General features: G+C 68.4%; 12 protein-coding genes and 1 pseudogene. All 13 read left to right on the top strand.

The annotated features are described in order from the left end of the window. A partial coding sequence (gene argS / locus AC2VOK_RS11495; protein WP_428900578.1) for an arginine--tRNA ligase occupies positions 1 to 1,486 on the top strand: 1,486 nt, incomplete at its 5' end. An 80-nt stretch (positions 1,487 to 1,566) separates the two neighbouring features. Then, on the top strand, positions 1,567 to 2,901 hold the full coding sequence (lysA, locus tag AC2VOK_RS11490; RefSeq protein WP_428900579.1) for a diaminopimelate decarboxylase: 1,335 nt from the start codon (positions 1,567 to 1,569) through the stop codon (positions 2,899 to 2,901). A gap of 7 nt (positions 2,902 to 2,908) precedes the next feature. Further along, positions 2,909 to 4,234 carry a homoserine dehydrogenase gene (locus AC2VOK_RS11485; protein ID WP_428900577.1) on the top strand — a complete coding sequence of 442 codons (1,326 nt, stop codon included), beginning with the start codon at positions 2,909 to 2,911 and terminating at the stop codon, positions 4,232 to 4,234. After that, entirely contained in the window at positions 4,231 to 5,322 is a 1,092-nt protein-coding gene (gene thrC / locus AC2VOK_RS11480) for a threonine synthase (RefSeq protein ID WP_428900576.1), read from the top strand. Before AC2VOK_RS11485 ends, thrC begins: the two co-directional genes overlap by 4 nt. 11 nt (positions 5,323 to 5,333) lie before the next feature. Then, positions 5,334 to 6,269, top strand: coding sequence for a homoserine kinase (gene thrB, locus AC2VOK_RS11475; RefSeq protein ID WP_428900575.1), 936 nt, complete (start codon positions 5,334 to 5,336; stop codon positions 6,267 to 6,269). A 275-nt stretch (positions 6,270 to 6,544) separates the two neighbouring features. Continuing rightward, the gene (rho, locus tag AC2VOK_RS11470) at positions 6,545 to 8,419 is read left to right on the top strand and encodes a transcription termination factor Rho (protein ID WP_428900574.1); all 1,875 of its coding nucleotides are present in this window, start codon (positions 6,545 to 6,547) and stop codon (positions 8,417 to 8,419) included. Positions 8,420 to 8,605: 186 nt separating this feature from the next. Next, positions 8,606 to 8,848 (top strand): 50S ribosomal protein L31, encoded by a 243-nt coding sequence (gene rpmE / locus AC2VOK_RS11465; RefSeq protein ID WP_428900573.1) that lies wholly within the window; start codon positions 8,606 to 8,608, stop codon positions 8,846 to 8,848. 90 nt (positions 8,849 to 8,938) lie between these two features. Then, positions 8,939 to 10,012, top strand: coding sequence for a peptide chain release factor 1 (gene prfA, locus AC2VOK_RS11460; protein ID WP_428900572.1), 1,074 nt, complete (start codon positions 8,939 to 8,941; stop codon positions 10,010 to 10,012). Continuing rightward, the gene (prmC, locus tag AC2VOK_RS11455; RefSeq protein WP_428900571.1) at positions 10,009 to 10,944 is read left to right on the top strand and encodes a peptide chain release factor N(5)-glutamine methyltransferase; all 936 of its coding nucleotides are present in this window, start codon (positions 10,009 to 10,011) and stop codon (positions 10,942 to 10,944) included. Before prfA ends, prmC begins: the two co-directional genes overlap by 4 nt. A 48-nt stretch (positions 10,945 to 10,992) precedes the next feature. Then, positions 10,993 to 11,646, top strand: coding sequence for an L-threonylcarbamoyladenylate synthase (locus AC2VOK_RS11450; protein ID WP_428900570.1), 654 nt, complete (start codon positions 10,993 to 10,995; stop codon positions 11,644 to 11,646). A 49-nt stretch (positions 11,647 to 11,695) separates the two neighbouring features. Beyond that, the gene (locus AC2VOK_RS11445; RefSeq protein WP_428900569.1) at positions 11,696 to 12,946 is read left to right on the top strand and encodes a glycosyltransferase family 4 protein; all 1,251 of its coding nucleotides are present in this window, start codon (positions 11,696 to 11,698) and stop codon (positions 12,944 to 12,946) included. 224 nt (positions 12,947 to 13,170) lie between these two features. Beyond that, entirely contained in the window at positions 13,171 to 13,629 is a 459-nt protein-coding gene (locus AC2VOK_RS11440; protein ID WP_421530053.1) for an ATP synthase subunit I, read from the top strand. Next, a pseudogene (locus AC2VOK_RS11435) lies at positions 13,626 to 13,783 on the top strand (F0F1 ATP synthase subunit A); the annotation flags it as partial. The gene AC2VOK_RS11440 and the pseudogene AC2VOK_RS11435, both read left to right, overlap by 4 nt.

Here is a 13,783-nt window from a genome sequence, read left to right as displayed (position 1 = left end):
GGTCGGTGCCAACCCGCGTGAGCTGGCCGGATGGCTGGCGCAGGCGCTGGCACGCAACGACGGCATCGCGCACGCCGAGGTGGCCGGGCCGGGCTTCATCAACATGCGCCTCGAAGCCTCGGCGCAGGCCGTCGTCGTCACAGGCGTCATCGACGCCGGCGACGCCTTCGGCCACTCCGACGAACTGGCCGGGCAGAAGATCAACCTCGAGTTCGTCTCGGCCAACCCGACCGGCCCGATCCACATCGGCGGCACCCGCTGGGCCGCCGTCGGGGATGCGCTGGGCCGGCTGCTGTCCAGCCAGGGCGCCGCCGTGGAGCGCGAATACTATTTCAACGACCACGGCGCCCAGATCGACCGGTTCGCCAACTCGTTGATCGCCGCGGCCAAGGGCGAGCCCGCCCCCGAAGACGGCTACGCCGGTGACTACATCACCGACATCGCCGCGCACGTGCTGGCCAAGGCCCCCGACGCGCTGAGCCTGCCCGAACCCGAGATGCGCGAGACCTTCCGCGAAATCGGTGTCGAGTTGATGTTCACCCATATCAAGGAGTCGCTGCACGAGTTCGGCACCGACTTCGACGTCTACACCCACGAAGACTCGATGCACACCAGCGGGCGCGTCGAGGAGGCCATCACCCGGCTGCGCCAGACCGGCAACATCTACGAGAAGGACGGCGCAAGCTGGTTGCGCACCAGCGCTTTCGGTGACGACAAGGACCGCGTCGTGATCAAGAGCGACGGCAAGCCCGCCTACATCGCCGGTGACATCGCCTACTACCTGGACAAGCGGCAGCGCGGGTTCGACCTGTGCATCTACATGCTCGGCGCCGACCACCACGGCTACATCGCGCGCCTGAAGGCGGTGGCCGCCGCCTTCGGCGAGGACCCCGCCACCGTCGAGGTGCTCATCGGTCAGATGGTCAACCTGGTCCGCGACGGCCAGCCGGTGAAGATGAGCAAGCGGGCCGGCACCGTGATCACCCTCGACGACCTGGTCGAGGCGATCGGCGTCGACGCCGCGCGCTACAGCCTGACCCGCTCCTCGGTGGACACCCCGATCGACATCGACCTGGCGCTGTGGTCCTCGGCCTCGAACGAAAACCCGGTCTACTACGTGCAATACGCGCACGCCCGGCTTTCGGCGCTGGCGCGCAACGCCGCCGCGCTCGGGCTGGCCCCCGACACCGCGCACCTCGAGTTGCTCAGCCACGACAAGGAGGGCACGCTGCTGCGCAGCCTCGGCGAATTCCCGCGGGTGCTGAAGACGGCCGCGTCGCTGCGCGAGCCGCACCGGGTCGGCCGCTACCTGGAAGACCTGGCCGGTGACTACCACCGCTTCTACGACTCGTGTCGGGTGTTGCCGCAGGGCGACGAGCAGCCCACCGACCTGCACACCGCGCGCCTGGCCCTGTGCCAGGCCACCCGCCAGGTCATCGCCAACGGACTGGCGATCCTGGGCGTCAACGCCCCGGAGCGCATGTGACCGTGCATCCCGCCGGTCCCCGGCACGCCGAAGAGACCCGCCACCCGGGCAGCCCGCCGCGGCCGCAATCCCCCGAGGAGCTGCTACAGCTGGCCCTGAATGTGTGGCCCCGCAACACCGTTCGCGACGCGAGCGGCATCGTGCACATCGCCGGCGTGCCGGTGACCGAGCTCGCCCGCGAGTACGGGACCCCGCTGTTCGTCGTCGACGAGGACGACTTCCGCTCCCGCTGCCGGGAGATGGCCGCGGCTTTCGGCGGCGGCGGCAACGTCAACTACGCCGCCAAGGCCTTCCTGTGCGGCGAGATCGCGCGCTGGGTCGACGAGGAGGGCCTGTCCCTGGACGTGTCCACCGGCGGCGAGCTGGCCGTGGCGCTGCACGCGAACTTCCCTCCTGGGCGAATCACATTGCACGGCAACAACAAATCGGTCGAGGAACTGACCGACGCGGTGAAAGCCGGTGTAGGCCATGTCGTCGTCGACTCGATGACCGAGATCGAGCGTCTCGACGCGGTCGCGGCCGACGCCGGCGTCGTCCAGGACGTCTTCGTGCGCCTGACCGTCGGCGTGGAGGCGCACACCCACGAGTTCATCTCCACCGCCCACGAGGACCAGAAGTTCGGACTGTCGGTGGCCAGCGGCGCGGCGATGGCCGCGGTGCGGCGGGTGTTCGCCACCGATCACCTGCGGCTGGTCGGGTTGCACAGCCACATCGGCTCGCAGATCTTCGACGTCGCCGGCTTCGAGATCGCCGCGCACCGCGTCATCGGCGTGCTGCGCGAGATCGTCGCCGAATTCGGTACGGAGAAGACAGCCCAGCTGTCGACAGTGGATCTCGGCGGCGGGTTGGGCATTTCGTACCTGGCGCCCGACGACCCCCCACTGGTGGCCGACCTGGCGGCCAAACTGCAAGCCATCGTGCGCAGCGAGTCGGCGGCCGTGGGCCTGCCCACGCCCCGGCTGGTGGTCGAGCCCGGGCGGGCCATCGCCGGACCGGGCACCATCACGCTGTACGAGGTCGGCACGGTCAAGGACGTCGACGTGAGCGCCACGGCGAACCGGCGTTACGTCAGCGTCGACGGGGGCATGAGCGACAACATCCGCACCGCGCTCTACGGCGCCGAGTACGACGCCCGGCTGGCCTCGCGGGGCAGCGATGCCCCGGCGGTGCAGGCCCGCATCGTCGGGAAACACTGTGAAAGCGGTGATATCGTCGTGCGCGACGCCTGGGTGCCCGGCGACCTGCAGCCCGGCGATCTGCTTGCGGTGGCCGCGACCGGCGCGTATTGCTATTCGCTCTCGAGCCGCTACAACATGATCGGCCGGCCGGCCGTGGTCGCGGTGCGCGCCGGGCGGGCCCGCCTGATCCTGCGCCGGGAGACGGTCGACGATCTGCTGAGTCTGGAAGTGAGGTGAACGACCTGTGCCCGGTGGTGAAAAGCCAGTCGGCGTAGCGGTACTCGGGTTGGGCAACGTCGGCAGCGAAGTCGTCCGCATCATCGGGGACAGCGCCGAGGACCTCGCGGCCCGCATCGGCGCCCCCCTGCTGCTGCGCGGCATCGGCGTGCGCCGGGTGGCCGCCGACCGCGGCGTCCCCATCGAGTTGCTCACGGACGACGTCGAAGAACTCGTCTCGCGCGAGGACGTCGACATCGTCGTGGAGGTGATGGGCCCGGTCGAGCCGGCGCGCAAGGCGATCCTGACCGCGCTCGAGCACGGCAAGTCCGTCGTCACCGCGAACAAGGCGTTGCTGTCGATCTCCACCGGCGAACTGGCGCAGGCGGCCGAAACCGCCAACGTCGACCTGTATTTCGAGGCGGCGGTCGCGGGCGCCATCCCGGTCATCCGCCCGCTGACCCAGTCGCTGGCCGGCGACACGGTGCTGCGGGTGGCCGGCATCGTCAACGGCACCACCAACTACATCCTGTCCGAGATGGACAGCACCGGCGCCGATTACGGCAGCGCGCTGGCCGACGCCAGCGCGCTGGGTTACGCCGAAGCCGATCCCACCGCCGACGTGGAGGGCTACGACGCCGCAGCCAAGGCCGCGATCCTGGCTTCGATCGCCTTCCACACCCGAGTGACTGCCGACGACGTGTACTGCGAGGGCATCACCAAGATCACCCCCGACGACTTCGCCTCCGCGCGGGCCCTGGGCTGCACGATCAAGCTGCTGTGCATCTGCGAGCGCGTCACGGGTGACGACGGCCAGGAGCGCGTCTCGGCGCGCGTTTACCCGGCGCTGGTGCCCCTGTCGCATCCACTGGCCACCGTCAACGGGGCCTTCAACGCCGTGGTGGTCGAAGCCGCGGCCGCGGGTCGGCTGATGTTCTACGGCCAGGGCGCGGGCGGGGCGCCGACGGCGTCGGCGGTGACCGGTGACCTCGTGATGGCCGCTCGCAACCGGGTGCTGGGCAGCCGGGGACCCAAAGAATCCAGGTACGCCCAACTTCCCATCGCCCCAATGGGTTTGATCACGACCCGCTATTACGTCAGCATGGACGTGGCCGACGAGCCCGGTGTCTTGTCCACGGTGGCCGCGGAATTCGCCAAGCGCGAGGTGAGTATCGCCGAAGTCCGCCAGGAAGGCGTGGCCGACCGGGGCGGGCGACGGGTAGGGGCCCGCGTCGTGGTGGTCACCCACAGTGCCACCGATGCTGCACTGTCGGAAACCGTGGAGGCGCTCGCCGATCTGGACGTTGTGCAAAGGGTGGCGAGCGTGCTGCGACTAGAAGGAACCAGCCTATGAGCGTTTCACGCACGGCCCAGTCGGCCACCCACGTGCCGTGGCCGGGAGTGATCGCCGCCTACCGCGACCGGTTGCCGGTTGCCGCCGAGTGGACCCCGGTCACCCTGCTCGAGGGCGGGACCCCGCTGATCGCCGCCCCCCGGCTCTCGGAGCTGACCGGCTGCACGGTGCATCTCAAGGTCGAGGGCCTCAACCCGACCGGCTCCTTCAAGGACCGCGGCATGACGATGGCGGTGACCGACGCGGTGGCCCGCGGTCAGCAGGCCGTGTTGTGCGCCTCGACGGGGAACACCTCGGCCTCGGCCGCGGCCTATGCCGCCCGCGCCGGCATCACCTGCGCGGTGCTGATCCCGCAGGGCAAGATCGCGATGGGCAAGCTCGCGCAGGCCGTCATGCACGGCGCGAAGATCATCCAGATCGACGGCAACTTCGACGACTGCCTCGAGCTGGCCCGCAAGATGACCGCCGACTTCCCGACGATCTCGCTGGTCAACTCGGTCAACCCGGTGCGCATCGAGGGCCAGAAGACCGCGGCCTTCGAGATCGTCGACGCGCTGGGCCGCGCACCCGACATCCACTCGCTGCCCGTCGGCAACGCCGGGAACATCACCGCCTACTGGAAGGGCTACCGGGAGTACCACCAGGAGGGCGTGATCGACGCGCTGCCCCGCATGCTGGGCACCCAGGCCGCCGGCGCGGCGCCCCTGGTGCTCGGCAAGCCGGTGCGCCATCCCGAGACCATCGCGACCGCGATCCGCATCGGCGCACCGGCATCCTGGACGGCAGCCGTCGAGGCGCAGCAGCAATCGGAGGGCCGCTTCCTGGCCGCCACCGACGAGGAGATCCTGGCCGCCTACCACCTGGTGGCCCGCTCCGAAGGCGTTTTCGTCGAGCCGGCGTCGGCGGCCGGCATCGCCGGGTTGCTCAAGGCCGTCGAGGACGGCTGGGTGGCCCGCGGGTCGACCGTGGTGTGTACGGTGACGGGCAATGGGCTCAAGGATCCCGACACCGCGCTGAAAGACATGCCGACCGTGTCCCCGCTGCCCGTGGATCCCGTGCTCGTCGTCGAGAAGTTGGGATTGGCCTGACGGTGACTCAGATGCTGCCCGCGGGCTTGGTGGCGAGCGCCGTGGTGTCGGCTTCCAGTGCCAACCTGGGTCCCGGTTTCGACAGTCTAGGTCTGGCGTTGAGTCTGTGCGACGACGTGGTCGTGGAGACGGCGGAGTCCGGTCTGCGGGTACTGGTCGAGGGGGAAGGTGCCGAGTCTTTGCCTCGTGGGCCCGAGCACCTGGTGTTTCGCGCAGTCCAACGCGGTCTGCAGGCCGCCGGTGTCGGCGCCTCGGGCCTGGTGGTCCGCTGCCGTAACGCCATCCCGCACTCCCGCGGTCTGGGCTCTTCGGCGGCGGCCGTGGTCGGCGGCCTCGCCGCAGCCAACGGCCTTGTCGCGCAGGCAGATTCGACTCCGCTGACGGATGCTCAGCTGATCCAGCTGGCCTCGGAGTTCGAGGGTCACCCCGACAACGCCGCGGCCGCGGTGCTGGGCGGCGCGGTCGTCTCGTGGGTGGACCGCGCCAATACTGCGCCCGCCTATTCGGCGGTGCCGCTGCGGCTTCATCCGCAGATCCGGCTGTTCTGCGCGATCCCCGAAGTGCGCTCGTTGACCTCCGAGACCCGGGTGTTGCTGCCCGCGCGCGTCAGCCACGAGGACGCCAGCTTCAACGTCAGCCGAGCCGCGCTGCTGGTGGTCGCGCTGACCGAACGGCCGGATTTGCTGATGGTGGCCACCGACGACATGCTCCATCAACCGCAACGCGCTCCGGCAATGCCCGCCTCGGCGGAATATCTGCGGCTCCTGCGGCGTCATCATGTGGCAGCGGCACTTTCCGGTGCTGGTCCGTCGCTGATCGCACTCAGCACAGAGGCGCAGCTACCTCGGCAAGCCTTGGAGTACGGGGCTGCAAGCGGATTCACCATCACAGAGATGACCGTCGGGGGCGCAGTTCGCTGGGGCCCGGGGGTCGCGGTCGCCGGTTGATCCGCGGCGCGACCGAGGGGTTTGCTTGCTTCCGGCCACAATGCGGACTATCCTCAGCAGCGTCCAGCAATTGCAGCATTTGCATCCACACTGCCTTGCCGCTAGGACACCACCAATTCTTCTCCTGGACGAGGTCGCCGTTTCTCACGCCGATCCTGGCACTGATCCCGGCGATCACCGTTGCAGAGTCGACGGTTGGGCGCACTCGGCAATTCGTGCTACGTGCGCAACGAACCCCCCTTATGACGTGATCAGCGGGGGAAGAAAGGAAATCCGTGACTGATACGGAACTCATCACGGCTGGCGAAAGCGCCGAGAACGATCACCTGTCGAATTCCGGTAACCATGACGCGCCAGACGTCAAAGCCGCCGCGTCGGGCGGGTCACTGTCCACGATGGTGCTGCCCGAGTTGCGCGCGCTGGCCAGCCAAGTCGGCGTGAAGGGCACGTCGGGAATGCGCAAGAATGATCTGATCGCCGCAATCCAGGAACATCGGGTCAAGGCCAACGGCACATCCGCCGCTGGCGGGCCGGCTCCTGAGAACAGCGGTGAATCCGGCGACGCATCCGACCGCGAAACCGCCATCGCCGAGGCGCCGGCCCCCCAAGCCGACCAGAATGGCTCGCAGACCGAGGCACCACGCCGGGAACGCCGCGGCGCCTCACGCGACGCCGGGTCCAAGAGCCGCGGCCAGGACGAGGATCGCGGCGCCGCCGCTGACGCCGAGGGCAAAGAGGACGACTCGGCCGACAACACCCAAGGCCGCCAACGCAACACCCAGGGGCGTCAACAGAACACCAAGTCCGACCAGCGCGGGCTGCACGCCGGTGGCGACCAGGGCAATGACCAGCAGGGCTCGGGTACCCAGCAGTCGCGCGGCTCGAACCAGCAGGACGACGAGGGCGACGGTCGTCAGGGCCGGCGCGGACGCCGCTTCCGGGACCGCAGGCGCCGAAGCGAGCGTTCGGGCGAGGGTGCCGACGCCGAGCTTCGTGAGGACGACGTCGTCCAGCCCGTGGCCGGAATCCTCGACGTCCTCGACAACTACGCATTCGTCCGCACGTCCGGGTACCTGGCCGGTCCGCACGACGTGTACGTCTCGATGAACATGGTGCGCAAGAACGGTTTGCGCCGCGGCGACGCGGTGACCGGCGCGGTGCGCGTGCCCCGCGACGGCGAGCAGCCCAACCAGCGGCAGAAATTCAACCCGCTGGTGCGTCTGGACACCGTGAACGGCGGTCCGGTCGAAGACGCCAAGAAGCGGCCTGATTTTTCCAAGTTGACGCCGTTGTACCCGAATCAGCGGCTGCGCCTGGAAACCACGACGGAGCGGCTGACGACACGGGTGATCGACCTGATCATGCCGATCGGCAAGGGGCAGCGCGCGCTGATCGTCTCGCCGCCCAAGGCGGGCAAGACGACCATCCTGCAGGACATCGCCAATGCGATCACCAAGAACAACCCCGAATGCCACCTCATGGTCGTGCTCGTCGACGAGCGGCCCGAAGAGGTCACCGACATGACGCGTTCGGTCAAGGGCGAGGTCATCGCCTCGACGTTCGACCGCCCGCCGTCGGACCACACCTCGGTCGCTGAGCTGGCGATCGAACGCGCCAAGCGTCTCGTCGAGCAGGGCAAGGATGTGGTGGTGCTGCTGGACTCGATCACCCGTCTCGGGCGCGCCTACAACAACGCCTCGCCCGCCTCGGGCCGGATTCTCTCCGGTGGTGTCGACTCCACCGCGCTGTACCCGCCGAAGCGCTTCCTGGGCGCCGCGCGCAACATCGAGGAAGGCGGGTCGCTGACCATCATCGCCACCGCGATGGTCGAGACGGGATCCACGGGCGACACGGTCATCTTCGAGGAGTTCAAGGGCACTGGCAACGCCGAGCTCAAGCTGGACCGCAAGATCTCCGAGCGGCGAGTGTTCCCCGCGGTCGACGTGAACCCGTCGGGCACGCGCAAGGACGAGCTGCTGCTCTCGCCGGACGAGTTCGCGATCGTGCACAAGCTGCGGCGCGTGCTGTCGGGTCTGGATTCCCACCAGGCCATCGACCTGCTGATGAGCCAGCTGCGCAAGACGAAGAACAATTACGAGTTCCTGGTGCAGGTGTCGAAGACGACGCCCGGCTCCATGGACAACGACTAAACCGGCATCACCGCCCGGTTCGCCCGCGACACATAAACCATCGACACGACACGCCGATTGGTGTCGCCGTGGTTTATGTCTCGACACAGCCCGGTGTTCCGGGAATGCCGCGATGCACCGCGGGGTTTTGGGGAGGTACCGGGCGACCTGGCATAATCGACGCTCGACAACCCGAAGAGGACTCCCATGAAAACTGACATCCACCCCGCCTACGAGCCGACCACGGTGCACTGCGGATGCGGCAACACGTTCGAGACCCGCAGCACCAAGCCGGGCGGCCGCATCGTTGTCGAGGTTTGCTCGCAGTGCCACCCGTTCTACACGGGCAAGCAGAAGATCCTCGACAGCGGTGGCCGCGTGGCCCGCTTCGAGAAGCGGTACGGCAAGCGTAGGGGCGCAGCTGACAAGGCCGGCGCGGCCGACAAATAGCCGTCTCACCGACGCCCGGACTGTGCGTGACTCGCACAGGCGGGCGTCGGTTCGTGTCTGCGCCGACCAGCGTGCCGAAGGAGGTGTGACATGACGCAGCCGACCCAGGCGATCGATGTGCTGCTCGCCGAACATGCCGAGCTCGAGCATCTACTGGCGGATCCGGAATTGCACAGCAATCCCGGCGAGGCGCGCAAAGCCGGCCGCCGGTTCGCCCGGCTGGCCCCTATCGTCGCCACCCACCGCAAGCTGACGTCGGCCCGCGACGATTTGGAGACGGCACGCGAACTGGCCGTCGACGACCCGTCGTTCGCCGACGAGGTCACCGCGCTCGAAGCGCGGGTAGCCGAGTTGGACACCCAGCTCACCGACATGCTGGCGCCCCGCGACCCCCATGACGCCGACGACATTCTGCTCGAGGTGAAATCCGGCGAGGGCGGCGAGGAGTCGGCGTTGTTCGCCGCCGACCTGGCCAGGATGTATGTCCGCTACGCCGAACGGCACGGCTGGACGGTGACGGTGCTGGACGAGACGTTCTCGGACCTGGGCGGCTACAAGGATGCGACCCTGTCGATCTCCGGCAAGGGTGACACCGTCGACGGGGTCTGGTCGCGGTTGAAGTTCGAAGGCGGAGTGCACCGCGTGCAGAGGGTCCCGGTGACGGAATCCCAAGGCCGCGTTCATACTTCGGCGGCCGGAGTGCTGGTCTATCCGGAGCCGGAAGAAGTCGGCGAGGTCCAGATCGATGAGTCGGATCTGCGTGTCGACGTCTACCGGTCGTCGGGCAAGGGCGGCCAGGGCGTCAACACGACCGACTCCGCGGTGCGGCTCACCCACCTGCCCACGGGGATCGTCGTCACATGCCAGAACCAACGTTCGCAGCTGCAGAACAAGGCCCGTGCTATGCAGGTGCTGGCCGCTCGCCTTCAGGCGAGCGCCGAGGAACAGGCGATGGCCGACGCGTCGGCGGATCGGGCCAGCCAGATCCGCACAGTCGACCGCAGCGAACGCATCCGCACCTACAACTTCCCGGAGAACCGGATCGCCGACCACCGGATCGGCTTCAAGGCGCACAATCTCGATCAGGTTCTCGACGGCGACTTGGATCCCCTCCTCGACGCGCTGAGCGCCGCCGACAAGCAGTCACGGCTGCAGCAGGCATGACGACTCGGCTACGGCGCTCGATCGACTCCGCGGCGGCGCTACTCGCCGGCGCCGGGATCGATTCGGCGCGTCGGGACGCCGAGGAGCTGGCCGCCCACCTGGCCGGCACCGACCGAGGCCGGCTGAGTCTGCTGGAGACGCCCGACGAAGAATTCTTCCGGCGGTATCGCGACGTCCTCGCCGCGCGCTCGCGGCGGGTGCCGCTGCAGCACCTGGTCGGGACGGCGGCATTCGGGCCGCTGTTTCTGCAGGTCGGGCCGGGTGTGTTCATCCCGCGTCCGGAGACCGAAGCGGTGCTGGAATGGGCGACTTCGCGGCCGCTCGGCGCGCGGCCCGTCATGGTCGATTTGTGCACCGGATCCGGTGCCCTGGCGGTCGCGCTGGCCCGGCACCGCGCCGGCCTCGGGCTCGACGCCCGGATCATCGGCATCGACGACTCCGCTTCGGCACTCGACTACGCGCGCCGCAACGCCGAGGGCACGGCCGTGGAACTCGTGCACGCCGACGTCTCTGAGCTGGCTGGTAGCCCGGGGCTGCTTGCCGAACTCGACGGCGGCGTCGACCTGGTCGTGGCCAACCCGCCCTACGTTCCCGACGACCCGGTTTCCAACGCCTTGCTGGAACCCGAAGTGGTCCGACATGATCCGCATGATGCGGTGTTCGGCGGGCCGGACGGGATGGCGGTGATCGCCCCCGTGGTGGCACTATCCGGGCGTTGGCTGCGCCCGGGCGGCCTGTTCGCCGTCGAACACGATGACACCACCGCGGCGCGGACCGCCCAATTGGTGCAGGACACTGGACTTTTCGACGACGTCCAGTGTCGCCGCGATCTGGCGGGCCGGCCTAGGTTCGTGACTGCTCGCCGAAGCGGCGCCCATGACTCGCGTCGTGACGATGCAGAGCGCAGCGATGAGGAGAAGCGGCGCCCATGACTCGCGTCGTGACGATGCAGAGCGCAGCGATGAGGAGAAGCGGCGCCCATGACTGACGTGTTCAGCTGTGCCGACCCCGAGCAGCGCGCGCGGGGGATCGCCTCGGCGGTGGGTGCGCTCAAGGGTGGCCGACTGGTCGTGATGCCGACCGACACCGTCTACGGACTCGGCGCAGACGCCTTCAACGGCGCCGCGGTGGGGGCGCTGCTGTCTGCGAAGGGGCGGAGCCGGGACATGCCCGTCGGGGTCCTCGTCGGGTCCTGGCACACCATCGAGGGACTGGTGTACACGATGCCCGGCGGGGCCCGCGAGCTGATCCGCGCGTTCTGGCCGGGCGCGCTGAGCCTGGTGGTGACGCAAGCCCCCTCGTTGCAGTGGGATCTCGGAGATGCACGGGGGACCGTGATGCTGCGGATGCCGTTGCATCCGGTCGCCCTCGAGTTGCTGCGCGAGGTTGGTCCCATGGCGGTATCCAGCGCCAACGTGTCCGGCCGGCCGCCGGCGGTGGACGCCGACCAGGCGCGCGCCCAACTCGGCGATCTCGTTGACGTCTACCTCGATGCAGGCGCCGCCCAGGAGCAGGCCGCCTCCACGATCGTCGACCTCACCGGGGCCGCCCCGCGGATTCTGCGCGCGGGACCGGTGAGCTCAGAGCGGATCGCCGAGGTGCTGGGCCTGGACCCGGAAACCCTGACCGCGTAGCGCCGACAACCGGACTTGGCCCGGCGGCGGTGTTCGGCGCTCGTGGTCGGTGCAGTACGGTCTCGAGGTGTCCAGCGACATGACCAGCCTTGCCGGTGGTTTGCTCGCGGTGTCTGATCGCGGTGCCGGCGTTCCGCTGCGTGAACTCGCCGTCGTCGGCCTGACGGCGGCGGTCATCACCTACTTCGCGACCGGACCGGTGCGGGTGCTGGCGACCCGGCTGGGGGCGGTGGCCTATCCGCGCGACCGGGATGTGCACGTGACGCCGACTCCGCGGATGGGTGGGCTGGCGATGTTCGTCGGCGTCCTGGCTGCCGTGTTCCTGGCCTCCCAGCTTCCCGCGCTGACCCGCGGCTTCGTGTATTCCACCAGCATGCCCGCGGTGCTGGTCGCAGGCGCGGTCATCATGGGGATCGGTCTCATCGACGACCGTTGGGGCCTGGACGCCCTGACGAAATTCGCTGGGCAGATCACCGCGGCAAGCGTGCTGGTCACCATGGGTGTCGCCTGGACGGTGCTGTACGTACCCATAGGCGGGGTCGGCACGGTCGTGCTGGACCAGGCCTCGTCGATCCTGCTGACCCTGGCGCTGACGGTGTCGGTCGTCAACGCGATGAACTTCGTCGACGGACTGGACGGGTTGGCCGCCGGCCTGGGCTTGATCATGGCGCTGGCGATCTGCATGTTCTCGGTCGGTCTGCTTCGCGACCACGGTGGCGATGTGCTGTTCTACCCGCCCGCTGTCATCTCGGTGGTGCTCGCCGGTGCCTGCCTGGGCTTTCTGCCGCACAACTTCCACCGGGCCAGAATCTTCATGGGTGATTCCGGCTCGATGCTGATCGGCCTGATGCTGGCCGCCGCTTCCACGACGGCCGCCGGCCCCGTCTCGCAGAACGCCTACGGCGCCCGTGACGTGTTTGCTCTGTTGTCGCCTTTCCTGCTGGTGGTCGCGGTCATGTTCTTTCCGATGCTGGACCTGCTGCTGGCCATCGTGCGGCGCACCCGCGCGGGTCGCAGCGCGTTCAGCCCCGACAAGATGCACCTGCACCACCGGTTGCTGCAGATCGGTCACTCGCACCGCCGGGTGGTGCTGCTGATCTATCTGTGGGTGGGCATTGTCGCCTTCGGCGCGGCAAGCACGATTTTTTTCAACCCCCGCGATAGCGGGGCGGTGATGCTGGGCGCGATCGTGGTCGCCGGCGTCGCGACGGCGATCCCACTGCTGCGCCGGCCCGCCGACTGCGACAGCCACGACAGCCACGACAGCTACGACAGCTACGACAGCTACGACAAGGAGTAGTAGTCGCGTCTGTCATGTGGTACGGTGCTGGCCGAACCCCAGAAAGACCTCAAGGGTTGCCGGTCCACCGGCCCACCGGTCGCCTACCGATCGCGCGGGTTCACGATGGATGCAGCGAGCCACCCCTTGGGGCTTCCATCGCGATGACTGCGGTAAGCTCGGCGGGCCGCCGAACAGTCGTTCGGGGCTTTCCCGCTCCACTAACTCGGGATTGAGGTGCTGCAGTGACGACGCCAGCGCAGGACGCGCCGTTGGTGTTTCCCTCTGTTGCTTTCCGACCCGTTCGGCTTTTCGTGATCAGCATCGGGATCAGCGCGGTCGCGGTTGTGGCCGCTGCGTTCTCGGGTCATCTCATGCTTGGGGTGTTCTTCGGTGTAGGGCTGCTGCTGGGTTTGCTCAACGCATTGTTGGTGCGTCGCTCGGTTGATTCGATCACCTCCCAGGATCACCCGCTCAGAAGGTCGATGGCGATCAACTCGGCGTCGCGGCTGGCCGTCATGACCGTGATCGCGCTGATCATCGCCTACGTGTTCCGGCCGGCTGGATTGGGCGTGATGTTCGGGCTGGCCCTGTTTCAGGTGCTGTTGGTGATATCGACCGCCGTGCCGGTCTGGAAGAAGCTGCGTGCAGGGGTGCCCGGTGACTCGTCGGCGGGGCCGGAAGAAAGGGGTACCGGCACATGACCGGGCTGATCCTGGCCGATGCGCAGATCGAGGTCGGAGAGCACACCCACGCCACCTGGCTGGGTATGACCGTCAACACCGACACCATCCTTTCGACCGCGATCGCCGCGGTGATCGTGCTCGGGCTGGCGTTCTTCCTGCGCGCGAAGATCAC

The organism is Mycobacterium sp. TH-M116 (assembly GCF_057473685.1).
The sequence above is the reverse complement of the archived record's forward strand: the minus strand, read 5'-3'. Positions and strand labels throughout refer to the sequence as shown.